16 protein-coding genes are annotated in these 17,227 nt (G+C 69.9%); 7 read left to right on the top strand and 9 right to left on the bottom strand.

All coding sequences use genetic code 11. The features are described 5' to 3' along the window. Nucleotides 1-3: 3 nt before the first annotated feature. Complete coding sequence (gene solA, locus HUS56_RS09180) at nucleotides 4-1,149, bottom strand: N-methyl-L-tryptophan oxidase (RefSeq protein ID WP_173923099.1); 1,146 nt, start codon at nucleotides 1,147-1,149, stop codon at nucleotides 4-6. A 137-nt stretch (nucleotides 1,150-1,286) separates the two neighbouring features. Here solA (HUS56_RS09180) and HUS56_RS09175 point away from each other — a divergent pair, with 137 nt between their 5' ends. Further along, nucleotides 1,287-2,060, top strand: coding sequence for a DeoR/GlpR family DNA-binding transcription regulator (locus HUS56_RS09175; RefSeq protein ID WP_173923098.1), 774 nt, complete (start codon nucleotides 1,287-1,289; stop codon nucleotides 2,058-2,060). Between the two features lie 47 nt (nucleotides 2,061-2,107). After that, the gene (locus HUS56_RS09170; protein WP_254431375.1) at nucleotides 2,108-2,608 is read left to right on the top strand and encodes an ASCH domain-containing protein; all 501 of its coding nucleotides are present in this window, start codon (nucleotides 2,108-2,110) and stop codon (nucleotides 2,606-2,608) included. Here the strand turns inward: HUS56_RS09170 and HUS56_RS09165 are convergent. After that, nucleotides 2,589-3,572 (bottom strand): D-2-hydroxyacid dehydrogenase family protein, encoded by a 984-nt coding sequence (locus tag HUS56_RS09165; RefSeq protein ID WP_173923097.1) that lies wholly within the window; start codon nucleotides 3,570-3,572, stop codon nucleotides 2,589-2,591. The two genes, HUS56_RS09170 and HUS56_RS09165, sit on opposite strands and share 20 nt — an antisense overlap. A gap of 328 nt (nucleotides 3,573-3,900) precedes the next feature. On the opposite strand from HUS56_RS09165, the gene HUS56_RS09160 reads away from it, so the two are divergent. Continuing rightward, the gene (locus tag HUS56_RS09160; protein ID WP_173923096.1) at nucleotides 3,901-4,344 is read left to right on the top strand and encodes a type IV toxin-antitoxin system AbiEi family antitoxin domain-containing protein; all 444 of its coding nucleotides are present in this window, start codon (nucleotides 3,901-3,903) and stop codon (nucleotides 4,342-4,344) included. Then, nucleotides 4,341-5,531 (top strand): N-methyl-L-tryptophan oxidase, encoded by a 1,191-nt coding sequence (gene solA, locus HUS56_RS09155; protein ID WP_173923095.1) that lies wholly within the window; start codon nucleotides 4,341-4,343, stop codon nucleotides 5,529-5,531. The genes HUS56_RS09160 and solA (HUS56_RS09155) overlap by 4 nt, the downstream gene beginning before the upstream one ends. 15 nt (nucleotides 5,532-5,546) lie before the next feature. On the opposite strand, the gene HUS56_RS09150 is transcribed toward solA (HUS56_RS09155), so the two are convergent. Continuing rightward, complete coding sequence (locus HUS56_RS09150; protein WP_173923094.1) at nucleotides 5,547-7,892, bottom strand: hypothetical protein; 2,346 nt, start codon at nucleotides 7,890-7,892, stop codon at nucleotides 5,547-5,549. Nucleotides 7,893-8,029: 137 nt separating this feature from the next. Here HUS56_RS09150 and HUS56_RS09145 point away from each other — a divergent pair, with 137 nt between their 5' ends. Both HUS56_RS09145 and HUS56_RS09140 read left to right on the top strand, forming a co-directional pair. Continuing rightward, complete coding sequence (locus tag HUS56_RS09145; RefSeq protein ID WP_173923093.1) at nucleotides 8,030-8,683, top strand: CatA-like O-acetyltransferase; 654 nt, start codon at nucleotides 8,030-8,032, stop codon at nucleotides 8,681-8,683. A gap of 43 nt (nucleotides 8,684-8,726) precedes the next feature. Further along, nucleotides 8,727-9,773 (top strand): NADPH:quinone reductase, encoded by a 1,047-nt coding sequence (locus tag HUS56_RS09140; protein ID WP_173923092.1) that lies wholly within the window; start codon nucleotides 8,727-8,729, stop codon nucleotides 9,771-9,773. Nucleotides 9,774-9,788: 15 nt separating this feature from the next. On the opposite strand, the gene HUS56_RS09135 is transcribed toward HUS56_RS09140, so the two are convergent. After that, nucleotides 9,789-11,588, bottom strand: a complete 1,800-nt coding sequence (locus tag HUS56_RS09135; protein ID WP_173923091.1) for a serine/threonine-protein kinase — start codon at nucleotides 11,586-11,588, stop codon at nucleotides 9,789-9,791. A 158-nt stretch (nucleotides 11,589-11,746) separates the two neighbouring features. Here HUS56_RS09135 and HUS56_RS09130 point away from each other — a divergent pair, with 158 nt between their 5' ends. Continuing rightward, on the top strand, nucleotides 11,747-13,348 hold the full coding sequence (locus HUS56_RS09130) for a M20/M25/M40 family metallo-hydrolase (protein WP_173923090.1): 1,602 nt from the start codon (nucleotides 11,747-11,749) through the stop codon (nucleotides 13,346-13,348). Between the two features lie 72 nt (nucleotides 13,349-13,420). Here HUS56_RS09130 and HUS56_RS09125 read toward each other — a convergent pair whose 3' ends face one another. From HUS56_RS09125 to HUS56_RS09105, 5 genes are all read right to left on the bottom strand, one after another. Beyond that, entirely contained in the window at nucleotides 13,421-14,503 is a 1,083-nt protein-coding gene (locus HUS56_RS09125) for a redoxin domain-containing protein (RefSeq protein WP_173923089.1), read from the bottom strand. Nucleotides 14,504-14,607: 104 nt separating this feature from the next. Next, a complete protein-coding gene (locus HUS56_RS09120; protein WP_173923088.1) occupies nucleotides 14,608-15,672 on the bottom strand; it encodes a winged helix DNA-binding domain-containing protein in 1,065 nt (354 codons plus the stop codon). A 10-nt stretch (nucleotides 15,673-15,682) separates the two neighbouring features. Beyond that, nucleotides 15,683-16,162: a dehydrogenase gene (locus HUS56_RS09115; RefSeq protein WP_173923087.1), complete on the bottom strand. Its 480-nt coding sequence runs from the start codon at nucleotides 16,160-16,162 to the stop codon at nucleotides 15,683-15,685. 65 nt (nucleotides 16,163-16,227) lie between these two features. Then, nucleotides 16,228-16,680 carry a GNAT family N-acetyltransferase gene (locus tag HUS56_RS09110; protein ID WP_173923086.1) on the bottom strand — a complete coding sequence of 151 codons (453 nt, stop codon included), beginning with the start codon at nucleotides 16,678-16,680 and terminating at the stop codon, nucleotides 16,228-16,230. Continuing rightward, nucleotides 16,673-17,176: a nitroreductase/quinone reductase family protein gene (locus HUS56_RS09105; RefSeq protein WP_173923085.1), complete on the bottom strand. Its 504-nt coding sequence runs from the start codon at nucleotides 17,174-17,176 to the stop codon at nucleotides 16,673-16,675. The genes HUS56_RS09110 and HUS56_RS09105 overlap by 8 nt, the downstream gene beginning before the upstream one ends. Nucleotides 17,177-17,227: the final 51 nt, after the last annotated feature.

The raw sequence follows: 17,227 nt of genomic DNA, 5'->3' as shown, positions 1-17,227 counted from the left end.
GGGCTACTGCTGGGTCGTGCGGAATCGATACGGGTCGAACAGGCTGAGGTCGAGCTCGGGGTCCTCGTCGATGGCGAGTCGGGCACCCAGGTCGCCGACTGCGGCCGAGTGCTTGAACCCGTGCCCTGAGCACGCAGCGAGGAGCACGACACCGGACTCGAGCGTGCCGATCGAGAAGTGCTCGTCGCGCGTGACCGTGATCATGCAGCCGCGCGGATGCCGCGCCACCGGCTCGAGGCCGTCGAACTGCCGAGCGCAGAACGCCTCGACGCCCTCGAGTTCCCACGCTGCAACGTCGGCACGGTTCGCCGCGGGGTCGTCGATCTCGTACCCCGCCTGATCGTGCAGCCCGATCTTCACGCCGTAGTCGTCGATCGTCGGTGCGCCCCAGCCGGTCACCGACTGGTCTTCGCGGGTGAAGACGGGGAAGCGGTCGGGCAGGAACTCGGACTCGCGACCCGGCTTCGGCTGGAACCAGCTGAGCACGGCGCGTCGCACGATGAAGTCACTCGAAAGCTCGGGAACCAACCGGCCCGTCCAGGCTCCGCCCGCCACGATCACGCGGCTGGTCTCGATCTCATCGCCATCGTCGAGCATGATCCGGTGTCCGCCACCTGCCAGCTGTTCGATGCGATCGACTCGGATGCCTCCGTGCACCACGGCTCCCGCAGCGACGGCGGCATCGATGGCGGTCGTGATGGCGAGCTCAGGCCGGACGACGCCCGTGGCGGCATCCAAGAGACCGCGATCCTCATCGCGGATGCGGTGCTGCGGGAATTGCCGGCGGAGTTCATCGGCATCGAAGACATCGACCGGCAGTTCCCGTTCGCGCATGGCCGTTTCAGTGCGGCGCAGGAGCTCGGATTCGGCGGTCGCGATGGTGACGCCGCCGACGAGGCTGACGAGCTCGACCCCGGCGCTGGCCTCGAGATCGCGCCAGATCTCGAGCGATCGGCGTGCCAGGTCGACGTAGGCGACGCCTTCGGCGGCGCCGCCGCGGAACAGGCGGGATCGGCCATGCGAAGATCCGCGGTCGTGTGCGATGTCGAACTGCTCGATGCCGACCACGCTGACCCCGCGGCGCGCAAGCGCCCAAAGGGCGCCGGCACCGGCGGCACCGAGTCCGATCACGACAGCTTCATGTCTCATGGTTCACCTTTGAATGGAAGGGAATCACAGCCAAACACAGGTGACCGCAAGTTGTCAACGCGGCCAATCACAAGTGACCCCAATCAACGGCAGTGATACTGTGGCGGAAACCCAAGCAAACCCAGAGCGGAGGCACGGTGACCGACGAGAAGGTGTTCGCCGATGAGCGTCGTTACGAGATCCTGCAACGGGTGCGGGCGGCGGGACGCGTCGAGGTGTCGTCGCTCGCCACCGAGTACGGAGTGAGCACCGAGACCATCCGTCAGGACCTGAACTCGCTCCAGGAGTCGGGCGTAATCCGCAGGACGCACGGCGGGGCGGTTCCAGTGGATCGAACACTCATCGAACCGCGGGTGACCGAGCGCACCACCTTCTCCGCCGAGAAGCGAGCGATCGCCGGGGCGGCGGTGGCCCACGTGCCCCCGGGAGGATCCATCTTCATCGAATCGGGATCCACGTCGCTGCTGCTCGCGGAGTCGCTCCCCGACGATGTGCCGCTGACGGTGTTCACGAACTCGCTGCCGGTCGCGGTCCTCCTGGCACAGCGGCCCAATGCCACCGTCATCACCCTCGGTGGCCGCGTCCGTCCCGTCACGCTGGGAGAAGTGGACAGCTTCGCCCTGCGCAGCCTTCGCGACATCCACGTCGATACCGCCTTTCTCGGGACGAACGGCCTCTCGGTCGAGCACGGCCTCACCACACCTGACCAATCAGAGGCCGACGTGAAGCGCGAGATGCTTCGCATCAGCGGCCACACGGTGCTCCTCGCCGATCGGAGCAAGCTCGGCACGGTGTCGCTCTGGCGATACGGCTCCGTCACCGACGTCGACGTCGTGATCACCAGCGCACGAGCGGATGCCGCGGAGATCGAGTTGCTGCGGGCGACGGGTACCGCGGTCGAGTTGGCGTAGTCCCTCGGATCGGACCTCCGAGGGGTGGCGCTGCGAGACTTGAGGCCATGGGCAACGCACCGATCGACCGAGCCGCCGCCGACGCGATGTGGAATGAATACCGAGCCGCATATCCCGGCGATGCCACCGACCCCGAACCGCCGACGGCCGAGTTCTTCGGCGACCACCCCGAACTGACCGACGCGCTGCTCGCACTCGTGCTCGACGGCACCAAGCGTGCGACCGCGACTCTCGTCGCCGAGTTCGAGGCCGAGGGGCAACCGCTCCCCCGCGTCGGCAGCCACTGGATCGCCTGCGACTCGACCGGTGCGCCCCGCGCCGTGCTCCGGAGCACCGAACTTCGCCTCGGTCCGTTCTCGAGCGTGGATGCGGCATTCGCCTTCGATGAGGGCGAAGACGATCGGTCGCTGGAGTCATGGCGTGAGAACCACAGCCGCTACTGGCGGCGGGCGGCGGCGGCCATCGGACTCGAATGGTCCGAAACGCACGAGATCCTCTTCGAGCGGTTCTCGGTCGTCTGGCCCGAAGTCAGGCGGAGAGTTCCCTGACCGGGGTGCCGGCCGCGAACGCGAGGATGTCCTCGACGGCGTCGCCATAGAAGGTGCGGAAGTTGCCGCGGGTCACGTAGCCCATATGCGGCGACCGCAGCACGCGCGCCTGCCCCGGGGCATCCGCTCGGCGGACCCAATGGTCGGGGGGCAGCGGCTCGATCTCGTAGACGTCGAGCCCGACGCCCGCGATCCAGCCCTCCTCGATCGCCCGCCGAAGCGCGACCTCGTCGATGATCGGCCCCCGCGACGTGTTCACGAGGAGCGCTCCGGGCTGCATCCGCCGAAGGTCATCGGCGCCGATGAGCCCGCGGGTCGAGTCGCTCAGCACCATGTGCACCGAGACGATGTCGGCGCGCTCGAAGAGCTCGGCGCGCGCGACGGCGACGGCGCCGACGTCGGCCGCCTTCGCCCGCTCGGGGGTGAGGTGCGGACTCCACGCGATCACCTGCATGCCGAACGCGCGACCGATCGCGGCGACGCGCTGGCCGAGCCGCCCGAGTCCGACCAACCCGAGCGTCGCACCGTCGAGGTCTCCGGGAAGCGCGGTCTGCCATCCGCCGTCGCGAACGACCGCATCATCGGATGCCACGTCGCGAACCAGCCCCAGGATGAGCGCCCAGGTGAGTTCGACCGTCGGCGTCGTCCCACCGCGTGTCCCGCACACGGTGATGCCGAGGTCGCGCGCGGCGGCGAGGTCGATGGACGCGTTGCGCATGCCGGTCGTCACGAGGAGCCGCAGCGCGGGCAGGGCTTCGAGCACCGCGCGAGGGAACGGCGTGCGCTCGCGCATCGCGACGATGACGTCGAATCCGGCCAGCGCCTGCACGACGGCGGTCGCGTCGCCGAGGGGCTCGCGGAACACCGTGATCTCGCCCGGCAGCGTCGACCAGTCGGCGGAATCGAGTGCGACGCCCTGGTAATCGTCGAGGATCGCGACTCGCTTGACCGACGGCTCTGCCACGGGGGCCAGCGTACCTCCCACGGGACGCCGAAGCCGGCTTCTCCGAGCTGAGGGATTTGCTTCGGTCTCGTGGACTCCTGAAATGAAGGACGCTTCAGAATGTCCTTCATTTCAGGAGTCGCCGAGAGGCCGAACCGTTTCCGCAACCACCGGGCAGCCGGCGCAGCCACCGGCGGGCAGCCCGCGCAGCCACCGGGCAGCCCGCGCTTCCGCGAGTCGACCCGGCCTCCACAGGGGGATGCTGGTTCCGGGTTCCTTCATTCAGCGCTGGTCGGGTGACCGCATACTCGCCCACGTCGAGACTCGAACAGTGAGATACCGGCGCGAGATGGCAGAACTCGGTGGCATCGCGACGAGATCCGATCTGCGGCGAATGGGTCTCGACGACGAGATGGTCCGCATGCTGGTCGCCTACGGCAGCGTCGTTCGGGTCCGTCAGGGTTGGTATGCGCTCCCGCACGCCGATCCCGACGCCATTCGGGCGTGCCGCTTCGGCGGGCGTCTGGCGTGTGCGAGTGCGCTGCGCTTCCATGGCGAGCCGGTCGAAGACGACGGCGTGCTCCACATCGAGATGCCGGCGAATGCCGTCGGACGAGCACTCGAGGGCGGCAGGCACAGCGTCAGGGCGCACTGGCCGCGGCATCCATCGGGCGGGAACCGGGCGGTCGTCGACGCCGACGCCGCGTGGCGGCAGTGGGAACGGTGCGTCCACGGCAACCACCGCCGCCTGGCCCGCGGGGGGAGAATCGAGGGAGGAGAGATCGAACGATGAACACGACCGACGAGCAGGGCGGCTTCGACGCGGATGTCGCGGTGATCGGCCTCGGCGCGATCGGGTCGAGCGCCGCGTGGCGGCTCGCCACGCGCGGGGTCGACGTCATCGGGTTCGAGCAGTTCGAGCCGGGCAACGCGTGGGGCGGATCCACCGGCAAGACGCGCCTGTTCCGGGTCGCGTGCCTCGAGCATCCGGGCCTACCGCCCATCGCGCGGCGTGCGCGTGACCTCTGGCGCGAGCTCGAGGCATCCGCTGGCGAGCGCCTGTTCCTCGAGACGGGCGGACTCATGATCGGCCCGCCCGATTCCCACATCATCGAGGGCACGCTCGCGGCGGCCGCCGCGCACGACCTGCCCGTCGAGCGACTCGATGCCGACGAGATCGCGAGGCGATTCCCCGCCCACGCACTCATGAACCCGGGCGATGTCGGCGTGTGGGATCCCGAGGCGGGAATCCTGCGCCCCGAGGCGGCGATCGTCGCCGCGGCCGCCGCCGCGCGGGCAGCCGGGGCGCGGATCCTCACCGGCACGAGGGTCGTCGCCATCGAGCCCGACGCCGAGGGCATCACCGTGCGAACGGATGCCGCCGAGTACCGCGTGCGGCAGGTCGCCGTGACCTCGGGCCCGTGGATCGGCCACTTCCTGCCCGAACTGCCGCTCACCCCGCACCGCGTGATCATGACGTGGTTCCGTGCCCGCGACGGTCACTCCGCCGATCTCGACCGGCTGCCCGTGTTCATCCGCAGCGTGCCCGGGCACGACACGTGGATCTGGGGGCACGGCGTGGTACCCGCCGACGGCGCGAAGACGCCCAGGGAGTTCGGCGGCTTCGACGCGAAGGTCGGTCCCGAGTTCGACGGCCCGTTCACCGCCGACGACCCCGACGCGATCGACCGGGTCGTGCATCCGGGCGAGACCGATGAGATCCGCGATCTCGTCGCCGCGACGTTCCCCGACCTCGAGCCCGAGCCGTCCGACGTGACGACCTGCATCATGGCGCACACCCCTGACGGGCAGTTCCTCATCGGCGCGACCGAGCATCCTCGGGTCTTCGTCGGCGGCGGCTGCTCGGGGCACTCCTTCAAGCACGCATCGGCGCTCGGCGAGCTCGTCGCGCAATCGGTCGTGGGCGAGCCGCACTTCACGGATGCCGCATTCCTCGACCCGCGGCGGTTCAGCGCCTGATCCGACGAGATCGCCTCAGTCCTCGCCCGACGAGGTGTCGCGGGTCGCGATCCAGTAGACCGTGTACGTGTAACCCGAGACGATGATCGTGCCGAGCACGATCTCGCCGCCGAACTGGGCGGCTTGGCCGAGCGTCGACACGGTCAGGTACCCGTTGTTGATCGGGAACATGAGGCCCGTCGGCAGGCCCTTGAGGCCACGGACCCGCAGCTGCGCGACCGTCTCGGCGAGCGCCTCCTCGAGTCCGCGCATGATGAACGACTTCTGGTACAGCGTCATGCGAACGCTGGCCCGGAACTCGCGGAACGCCAGCAGCTTCGGACTGAGGATCGAGTGCACCTGCTCGTGGTACTTGGCGAGGTTCTGCTCGGTGACGGTGCCCTGCGTCGAATACCAGTAGTCGCCGTACCGATTCGTGCCGCCGGTTCCGGCCTGCTTCGACACGTCGCCCGTGACGGAGGGCTTGTGGAACCGTGCGAGCTCGTCGGCCTTGGCGACGTCTCCAGCAGCGCCGGCGGCAGCAGTGTCGGCGGATGCCGCGGCCTCCCCCGTGACCCCGAATCGCGTCGCGGCCTTGCGGCTGAGCTCGGCAGCCGCGTCATCGCCGACCACGGCGGCGGCCCGAGCCCGGAACGCCACGAGCGCCTCCGGGCTCCGCAACGCGGCGAGCGCCCGCGCGCTCGGACGGATCGCCCGCGCGAGCGGCCCGAGTTCCAGTCCGAGCGTCAGGGCGTCGATCATGACCCAGGTGAGCGTGGGTTCCTTCAGGGAGATGTCGGCCTCGGATTCCTCGAGCGCGACGTTCTCGGCCGCGGTCTCGTTGCGGTACTCCGTGATGCTGCCGGCGAGGTTGCCGACACCCCAGGCGGCGGCGACCGCCATGCCGGCGGCCGGCGTGAACACGAGACCCGCGACCACCGACGTCACGATCGCGAGCGCGACCTTGACCCAGCTGAGGAACGTCTCGTCGGACTCGATCTCGGCGATGCGCCGCTGCACCGCCCCGATGAGCACCGGATCCTCGACGCCGAGCCGCTGCAGGGTGATCTGGAGCACGTTGCGCAGGTTCCACACCTTGAGCTCGTCGTCGGCGATGGCGCGGCGCACGCGGGTGATGTTCTCGAGGATCTCGGTAACCGGCCCGCGCACGACCTCGCTGAGCTGCTCGTACGAGGCCATCGAGAACATGCCGGGCCGGTACGTGGAGTGCAGCAGGATCGGGTAGTCACGGCCGAACCCGAAGCGCGCCGCGTCGTAGACCGCGCGCCGCTGCGGCGCGAGTTTGCGGTTCTTCTCGAGGTTCGCGATGTCGACGAGCACGCTGCGCTCGTGCTCGGGGATCATCGCCTCGAACTCCTCGGGCGTCGGAACGCCGGCGGCGGGAGCGAATCGGCGCATCGCGTCCTCGGCGACTCGGATCGACAGTTCGACCGGATGCGGATCGAGCTCGGCGAGCGTGCGGTCGGCGTCGAAGAGCCCGTCGATGTCGGGGCTGCACACGTTCTGCGAGTACCGCTCCTGTTCAGCGCGGGCCTGCTGTTCGTTGGCGGTCAGCATGCCGTCGGCCACGAGTCGTGCCTCACGAAGGAACATCCGGGGGAACTCCTCGTTCACCAGCCGCAGCAGTGCCGCCTCGTCGGCCACGCCGAGCTTCGCGAGTCGCGCTTGGATCTGCTGCGTGAGCTGCGCCTCGTAGCTGTGCGCCCGGTCGTATTCCTCGAAGAGGCCGCCCTGGTCGCCGCCCGGCGTGCGCGCCCGGGCCTCCATGTCGGCGAGCGACCGGCGTGCGGCGTCGCGGCGCTCGATCATGGCGACGAGTTCACTGCCGCCCGTGGCCTGCCGCAGCCGGTTCGAGTCGGCCTCGTCGAGCGCCGGGCGCAGCAGTGACGAGTAGCGATCGGGAAGCGGCATCCCATCGGCGCCGACCGGCGCGGGTCGTGGCGTGCTGGCGGTGCCCGCGCCCGAGGTCCCGGACGCGGGCGCGGTGGCCCAGGGCGCCATGCTCATGTTCGGATTCGCGGGCGTCGCCGGCCTCAGCGTCAGCTCGGGCGGGATGGTGAGCGTCGCCTGGCGCGCGACGACCGGCGGGGTCATCCCATCGACGAAGCGGTGGGCGGATGCCACGACCCGCGCCGTAGCGGCGTTCCCTCCCGCACGCTGCAGGGCGAGCAGCTCGGTCCCCGGCATGCGCATGACGCCGAGCGCGGCATCCCTCGCGATCCTGGGCAGCCCCGTCGACGCGGAACGCGCGGCGACTCGCCCGCCCGCGGCGGAGTGCAGCGCCAGGGCTGCGCCCGCCGCCCGACTCGGGTTGGAGCGACCGGGAGCCGCGCCGAGCCTCGCGCCCGCCGCATCACGCATGTTCGGACGCTACCGCGCGTACCGACGACTCGCGCGACGGCTGCCCTTGCGGGCAGGGGCTGCTGCCCGATCGGGCATTCCGCCCGTGCGCCGCCCGCGTCGCGGCATCCCGCATCCACGGCTGAGAGGATCGACGGATGACGACGCCCGTACCCATCGACCTCAGCACCTGGCCGCGCCGCGAGACGTTCGAGCACTACCGCGAGCGCGTGCCGTGCACCTACGCGATCACCGTCGAGATCGACGTGACCGAGCTCGTCGCGGCGCTGCGGCGCACGGGCCGGAAGACGTACGTCGCCCAGATCTGGGCGATCGCCGACGCCGTGAACCGACGACCGGAGTTCCGGATGGCGGTCACCGACGCCGGAGCACCGGCGACCTGGCCCGTCGTGCATCCGGCGTTCACCGTGTTCAACCCGGCGCGCGAGACCTTCGCAGCCGTGTGGACGCCGTACGACGCCGATTTCGGCGCGTTCCACGATCGTGCGGCCGAACTGCTCGCGGATGCGGCATCCGCGACCACGATGTTCCCGCTGGGTGAGCTGCCACCCGACGTCTTCGACGTGTCGAGCCTGCCGTGGACGAGCTTCACCGGGTTCTCGCTGCAGATCGACGGTGGCAGCCGCCACCTGCTGCCGATCTTCACGCTCGGCCGGTACGTCGAACGCGACGGGCGCACGTTCATGCCCCTCGGCGTGCAGATCCACCACGCATCGGCCGACGGGTTCCACACGGCACGGCTCATCGGCGACATCCGTGGGCTGGTCGCCGAGCCCAGCTGGCTCGGTTGAGCTTCGACGGAAGAACCGTCGCCCGCCTCGCGTTGCCACAATCATGAGAGCGATCGCGTACTCCCGAACCGGCCCGTCCTCGGTCCTCCGACTCGTCGACCGGGACGTTCCCGATCCCGGGGCGGGCGAAGTGCGCGTGCGCGTCGTCGTGTCGGGGGTGAACCCGACCGACTGGAAGGCGCGAGCGGGCGCACGCGCCGGACGCCCAACTCCCTTCCCCGAGGTCGTGCCGAACCAGGACGGAGCAGGCGTCGTCGACGCCGTCGGCGACGGGGTGACCGGGTTCGAGATCGGCGACCGCGTGTGGGTCTTCCTCGCCGCTCACGAGCGTCCGTCCGGCACCGCCCAAGAGCTCACCGTGCTGCCGGCCACCCGGGTCGTGCACCTGCCGCATGCCGCGAGCTTCGACCTCGGGGCATCCCTCGGCGTCCCCGCGATGACCGCGCACCGAGCGCTGACCGTGCACGAGGGCGGGCCCACGCGACTGGCACCGGGCGCACTCGACGGACGCACGGTGCTCGTCGCCGGCGGCGCCGGAGCGGTCGGGCACGCCGCGATCCAGCTCGCCCGCTGGGCCGGTGCGAGCGTCATCACGACCGTGAGCTCACCCGAGAAGGAAGTCCTCGCGAACTCCGCCGGTGCCCACCACGTCGTGAACTACCGGGCGGATGACGCGGCGAAGGCGATCCGCGCGATCGCACCCGACGGCGTCGACCAGATCGTCGAGGTCTCGCCCGCGCGGAACGCGGAGCTCGATTCCCGCATCATCGCGAATCACGGATCGATCTCGGTGTACGCGACCGACGGCGGCGCCGACATGACGCTCGACGTGCGCCGGCACTTCTCGCTCAACGTGCGCTACCAGTTCCTGCTGCTCTACACGGTCGGCGACGGGGCGCTCGCGGCCGCCGCCGACGACATCTCGCGCGCCCTCGACGATGGGGCGCTTCCCGTCGGCGAGGATGCCGGGCTGCCGATCACGCGCTTCCCACTCGAGCGTACGGCCGAGGCGCACGATGCGGTCGAGGCGGGCACGGTCGGCAAGGTGCTCATCGACGTCGCCTCGGATGCCGCGGGCGGCACCACGTAGGCCGGGCGCCGGCGGTCACAGCTCGACGCTGCTGAGCACCTCGGTGGCCGCGATCTTGAGCACGCCTCCCTCGTCGACCAGGCGGTACGCCGTGACCTCCTGCACGACGCTGCCGTCGGTGAAGTGGTAGGTCAACGTCGCCTGAGCAGCGTCGGGAGGTGACGGCGTCACGTCCGCGATCTCCACTTGGGCGACCTCGCCCCAGAAGGCACCGTAGGCGTCACGACCTCCGACGTGGTTCACCTGGTAGTCGGCCGTCATCATCGGCCAGGCGCTGTCGAGGTCGGACGGCAGCATGGCGTAGTACGACGTGATGGCATCGACGATCCGTTGCTCGGCGCTCGCTGCCGGCGGCGGCGCCTCCTGCGGAGGTGACGGAACGGCGGGCGCCGGTTGGGCGTCGGGTGTCTCGGCGGGCGGCGACGCCGTCGCCGTCTCCGTCGCCGTCGGCGTGGCCGCCCGCGTCTCGTCGGCCGTGGTGTCGCTCGCGGTGCCGGAGTTCTGTCCGAGCAGGCCGATGAGGAGCGCTCCACCGCCCAACAGGAGAATGCCCGCCAGGACGAAGACCCCGATCATCGCGGCGGTGCGGCGCCGCCGATTCGGTTGCGGCCCCGGTTCGACCTCTCGGGGTGGTGGCGGGCCCCCGCGATGACCGATGGGCCTCGCCCTCGGGGGCGGCGTCGGCCGGTTCCGCGCGGGCGCTACCACGGCGTCGAAGGCGGCAATTCCGGCGGCGTCCTCTGTCTCCGAGGCCGCAGGCGCCGCGACCTCGGGCTCCTCGGCGCGTTCCGTCACGGCCGTCGGTTCATCCAGCCGCTCGGTCTCCGCCGTGGCCTCGTCCAACCGCTCGGTCTCCGTGGTCGCGCCGACCGGGCGCGTTTCCGCTGTGGCGGGTCGGTCGCCGTCCCGAGCCCCGCCCGCCGCCGCGACGGCACCAGCACCAGCACCAGCGCCAGCAAGCGGCCCGGTCCCCCACTCCGCTGCCGCGGCATCCGTGCCCCCGTACATCGCCGCCCACCCGGAGGCGACGGAGCTCATCGCGGGCCGCCGCTTCGGGTCGGCCGACAGCATCTCATCGAGCAGCGGGGCGAGCGCTCCCGCGTTCTGCGGGCCCGGGTACGCTCCGCGCCCGACCCTGTGCAGCAGGGCGATCGCGTTGTTGTCCACACCGAAGGGCGGCGTGCCTTCGAGCATCGCGTACAACGTCGAGCCGAGTGAGAAGACGTCGGACGCGAAGCTCGAGGCCTTCCCTCGTGCGACCTCGGGTGCGAGGTAGGCCGGGGTGCCGTGCATCATCCCCGTTCCGGTGATGGTGGTGTCGCCGAGCGCGTGCGAGATGCCGAAGTCGCTGATCATCGCCGACCCGTCCTCGGTGATCAGGATGTTGCCGGGCTTGACGTCCCGGTGCACGATGCGCAGCTTGTGGGCGGCGGCCAGGGCCGAGCCCACCTCCGCGCCGATGCGGGCCGTCTCTCGCGGGGTCAGCGGTCCGTGCTCGCGCAGGAGCACCGACAGGGGGGTCGACTCGATGAACTGCATCACGATGCACGGCTGGCCCTCGTGTTCGACGACATCGAAGACCGTCACCGCGTGCGGGTGGTGCAGGCCGGCGGTGATGCGCGCCTCGCGCATGGCCCGTTCCGTTGCGACCTCTCGTTCACGGTCGGTGAGCTCGGGCTGCGTGCGGAGCATCTTGAGCGCGACCGCGCGGCGAAGCCGCTCGTCCCACGCCTGCCACACGACGCCCATCCCGCCCGTGCCGAGCAGGTTGATCAGTCGGTAACGGTCGGCGATGAGGATCGACGGTGTACTCACTCGAACTCGCTCCCTCGAGGACTGCACTCGACCGTAACTCCCGTGCGACCACTTGCTCAGGGGCTTGACGCGAGATTGGGTCTCGACCTGAGCCACGAGGCTGTGCCAACATGCGATCAAACCGCCGGCCCGACGTCGTGCCGGCAGAAGGGGGCGACATGCAGAACCGAACCAGGCGCGTGTGGAGCGTCGCGACGATCGCCGCACTCGCGGCGGCGGCGCTGGCGGCAACACCCGCGTACGCAGCACCGAACAACAATTCAGTGAAGAAACTCACGAAGGCCGTCACGGTCGAGGGGGTGCTCGACCATCTCGAGGCCCTCCAGGACATCGCCGATGAGCACGGCGACCGGGCAGCCGGTCGCGATGGCTACGAGGCCTCGGTCGACTACGTCGTCGAGCAGCTGCAGGGCGCGGGCTACACGCCCGAGGTGCAGGAGTTCGAGTTCCCCTACTTCGAGGAGAACAGCGAGCTCATCCGCGTCAGCCCGATTCCGACGACCTTCGTCAACGGCATCGACTTCCTGCGCAACACCTTCGACTCCGGCACACCCGAGGGAACCGCGACGGGCGCACTCCGGCCGGTCGACCTGGTCATTCCAGCAGCCGCACTTCCGGCGAACAGCAACACCAGCGGTTGCGAGGCAGCCGACTTCGCCGGGTTCACGCCGGGCGCGATCGCGTTGATGCAGCGCGGCACCTGCGGCTTCGCGGTGAAGGCGCTCAACGCGCAAGCCGCGGGCGCTACGGGCGTGATCATCATGAACGAGGGCCAGCCCGGACGCACGGGGCTCCTCAACATGATCGGCGACGCCACCGGCCTCACGATCCCGGCGGTGTTCGTCACGTCGGCGGTCGGCGAGAATCTCGCCTCCACGCCGGGCGCGACCGTCACGGTGACGGTCGAGTTCACGGCTGAGACGCGAGTCGCGTACAACGTCATCGCCGAGACCGCGACTGGCAACGATGCCAACACGGTCATGGCGGGCGCGCACCTCGACAGCGTGCAGGACGGCGCCGGCATCAACGACAACGGTTCCGGAAGCGCCGCACTGTTGGAAACGGCGATCCAGATGCAGAAGGTCAAGCCGAACAACACGGTTCGATTCGCGTGGTGGGGCGCGGAGGAGGAGGGCCTGCTCGGGTCCGAGTACTACGTCGAGCAGCTCACCGAGGCCGAGATCGCCCAGATCGCGCTGTACGTGAACTTCGACATGATCGGCTCGCCGAACTACATGTTCGGGGTCTACGACGGCGACAACTCGAGCGGCACGGCGCAACCGGGGTTCATCCCGCCTGGGTCCGCCGAGATCGAGGACGTCTTCGAGGGGTTCTACGAGAGCCGCGGGCTGCCGTACCAGGACACCGAGTTCTCGGGTCGCAGCGACTACGGTCCGTTCATCGCGGTGGGGATCCCGGCCGGTGGCCTGTTCACCGGCGCGGAGGGCGTGAAGACGGCCGACGAGGCTGCGCTCTACGGCGGCGTGATCGGCGCCTCGTACGACCCGTGCTACCACCAGTTCTGCGACAACCTGCGTGGTGACGGCCAGAACGTGGCGCTGTACGACCAGCTGCGTCTTGACTACGACCTCGTGGGCAACGTCAACGTGTTCGCGCTGGACGTGAACGCGGACGCAGTCGCGACCGCCGTGATCACGTTCGCGTACGACACGTCGACGGTCAACGGCGTGCGCGTGCCGGGCAAGTCGCACGGCGCGGGCAAGAGCGCCGACGCGTTCAAGAACCGGTTCCAGAGCTGACGCTCTGACGAAGCGGCGGGTGCCCTCGGGCATCCGCCGCTTCGTCGTTCACTCACCCGAACGTGAAGCAGCTCACCCGAACGTGAAGCAGTAGGCCTCGACGCCCCCGTCGAGGAACTCGATCTCGAACACCCGATCGGTCACCCGATCCAGCTGGCGCACCAGCTGGTACGTGTTCTGATCGGCCACGGCGCCTCGACCGTCGGTGTCGACGTCGGTTCCGCGTGACTCGCCCACCGGTCGGCCGTCGAGCGTGACCCGGAACGGCACGGATGCCTCGGACTGCACCGGCCCCATGACGAGGTTCACGTCGCGGGCGTGGAAGCGGAAGGCGATCCGGCCGCCCGGCTCGTTCAGCACCGCAGCATGTCGTGCGTGCGTCCAGTCGCCCGAGAGCTGCCACGTGTTGGGCAGCAGGCGCCCGGTCGCCGCGTAGGAGTGCGGGCGATCGTAGGTCGCGGCATCCTCGCCGACGAATCCGCTGCTCTGGCCGTACCCGAGATAGGTCTCGGGCGTCCGCAGCGAGGTCCAGTCGGCCGCCACTTCCAGTCCTTGCGGATCGACGGTCACCAGGTCCAGGTCGAGGTCCGACGCGCCCGCGTCGACGAGGAGCTGCTGGATCACCATCTCGGTCATGGCGTACTCGCCCTCGCCGAAGTGGTGGTACCGAAGGCGCCCCTGCGCATCGGCGATGTAGACCGCGGGCCAGTAGTGGTTGGCGAACTCATCCCAGACGCCGTAGGCGCTGTCGACGGCGACCGGGTAGCGGACGCCGAGGTTCCGGGTCTGCGCCGTGACGTTGTCGAGGTCTGCTTCGAAGCCGAACTCGGGGGTGTGCACGCCGACGATCGTCAGACCCGCGTCGACGTACTTCTCGTGCCATGCCCGCAGGTAGGGCAGCGTCCGCAGCCAGTTGATGCAGGTGTACGTCCAGAAGTCGACGAGCACGACCCGTCCGCGCAGACCGGCCGGGGTCAGGGGGTCCGAATTGAGCCAGCTCGTCGCGCGGTCGAACGACGGCAGCGCCCCTTCATCGGGCAGGAGGGGCCGGTCGCCCACCAGGCGGTGGGCGATGGATCGGAGGATGCCGCCGCGGCCCTCCTTCGACGTCGTGGGTCCACCGGATGGCGGATCGGTTCGGCGATCTTCAGACATGTTGGATCTCCACCATCTGCCCGGGATGGGCTGGAGGATAGCGCACCACGGATGCCGCCGACACAGATCGAGGACGTCCTGCCGCGGCATCCGACCCTCGCGCTTCAGGCGTCGATACGCACCCGCGCCTCGAGCCCGAGGAACTCGCCGTACCGGTCGGCGGCATCGTGGATGCTCGCGACTTCGCGCTTGCGAAGCGTTCGATGCGGCCGGATCGCGAACGTCACTGCCTTCGCGCCGACCGTGCGCTTCATGCCGGCGACGAGCTGCGCATCGACGATGGCCATGCCGATCGCCGACTCACGTCCGCGCGGCACCACGCCGTCGGCATCGAGCATCCAGCGCGAGTCCTGGTAGCCCCGGTACATCTCGTCGAGGAGCTGCAGCAGGTGACCCGAGGGCGGCGCGGATGCTGGAGCATCGCCCGGCGCGTGCCAGAACGTGCGCCCGTCGTGCTCGAACGAGGCGAGCCGGCCTTCGGCGGCGGCGAGGCCCCGGCGCACGTCGGTGAGCGTCAGTGTGGCCCAGTACGTGAGGTCGCGTTCGGTCGCAGGGCCGTGCGAGCTGAAGTAGCGCACTGCCAGCTCGGCGAGAGCCTCGTCGCGCTCGAGGCGCCTCGGCTCGGGCACCCGGTCGGCGAACAGGGCGTAGGTGTGCTCGCCGTCACGCGGTGCTCCGCTGGTCACTCGGCCCTCGAGTTCGAGGAAGCCGAGCAGCAGCATCAGCTGGAAGCCGGTCAGTTCCTCGCCGCGGTCGGCCAGCGCGTCGGCGAGCTCGGAGCGAGTGCGACGGGATGTCGCCGCCAGGGTCTGCTCGATCGCCTCGGCGATCTGCGACACACGCTCGCCAAGGGGTTGCAGCTGCTGCTCGAAGATCGGCCGCACGCGCGGAGACGTGAGCTCCTGCAGCCACTGGATGTCGTCGCGGCGCACGTAGTGCCAGGTCGAACGCAGCACGTGGGTGCGCAGCACGCGACCGTCGGCGAGCGCGTCGCCCAGGTCGTCCTGACGCGGCGAGGCCGTGCGCGTCGCGACCGCCCAGGCCGACTGCGACGGATTCTCGGCCTGCACGGCGAGCAGTGTCTGCACGACCTCATCGGCAGCGCCGACCGGAGCGGCGAGCAACTGCGAGTGCAGCCGCCAGCGTGCGATGTCGCGGTCGCTGATCACGGTCGCACTGTCAGGCGCGTGCGTCCTCGAGGTGCGGCGCTCCGTGGCTGAGCACCTTCACGACGAGGTTGTGCCGGCGGAGGATGCGGATCGTGCGTGCGATCTCCTCCGCCGTGCGACCGAGCGCACGCTCGTTCGCCACCACGAGCACGTCGCCGGGCCGCAGCGTCTCGAAGAGGCGGCCGAGTCGCTGCTCCCACGTCACGGTCGCCTCGGGGACGGGGTGCTTGAAGTCGAGGATCGCGACTCCGAAGGCGGCCAGGTCGTTCCGCTGCTCGACGACCGGCGGCATGTCGTCGCGTGAGACGACGAGGCCGACCAGCCGCGAACTCTCGGGGCGCGCCTTCCACCAGTCGCGATTGCGCTGCAACTCCTCGAAGCACTCGGGACAGCCGATCGCGTGGTGGCCGGGCACATGCGACGTGCTCGCGAGATCGGGAACCGCCGCCCCGGTCGTCGGCATCGTCGGATCAGTCGTCAGCTCGTTCATGCGCATCGCCTCCACGTCGCCTTCCATTCTGGCGGCGATCACCGACACGTGGTCACCGGATGGGTTCAGCGGCCCGGATGCTCGGGGTCGATCAGGTCGGCGAACTGCGGGTTCCCGGCCATGAACGCGGCGACGACGCGGCAGTAGACAGTGACGCGCATGCCCCGGCCGCGCACGTCGTCGAGCACGTCGGCGATGAGATCCGTGGCGATGCCGCGACCACGGAACTCGGGAGCGACGGTCGTGGTGTACACCACGACACGGCCGTCGACCTCGTCGTAGCGCAGATCGGCGACCTCGAGATCGCCGATCGTGGCGAAATAGACGTGTTCGTCGTCGCGGCGGTGCACTTCGATCTCGGCTTCCGCGTCAGCCGACGGCCGATCGACGGCGCGCACGGCGTCGGCCGTCACCTCGTCGACGAGCTCGTCGGTGCCCTCGTCGAGGTAGCCGACGCCGTCGGGATACCCCGCTCGATCGCGATACTCCCACGCCCGTTCGCGATCTTCCTCACTCATCCCGTCCTCCTTCGTTCCCAGCAGGATGCCGCGGCTCGACGCCGGCGCGAGGAGTCAACCGGATCACCGGGATCTCCCGGTCGGTGATCCGCTCGTACCGGGCGAACCCTCGTGCGCTCGACTTGATGCGCTGCCATGCCGCATCACGTTCGGCGCCGTGGAGCTGCTGCGGCGTGACGTCGATGCGCTGCCCGGCGAACTCGATACGCACCCGGTCGGGGTGTGCGGCCATGTTGTAGTACCACGACGGGTTGCGGGGTGCACCGCTCGCGGAAGCGACGATGAGGCGCGACTCGCCGACGTCGGGGAACCATCGCACGGGCGTCATCCGCTCAGTGCCGGTCTTCCTGCCGAGCGTGACGAGGACGAGCTTCGTTCCACGCCGATCGCCCTTGCGGCGCAGGCTCTCGACCATTCGCTGGTTGCCCCAGCGCTCGAGGCGGCTGCGGCCGGGCTGACGCGCTCCACGCGTGCCGTTGGGAGTGTCGAATGCCATGGCGACGCCTCCTTCAGGGGCGATGGCGATCCTTCCCTCCATCATGGCGCG

It is taken from the genome of Agromyces sp. Marseille-P2726 (genome assembly GCF_902809835.1).
GTDB lineage: Bacteria > Actinomycetota > Actinomycetes > Actinomycetales > Microbacteriaceae > Agromyces.
The sequence above is the reverse complement of the archived record's forward strand: the minus strand, read 5'-3'. Positions and strand labels throughout refer to the sequence as shown.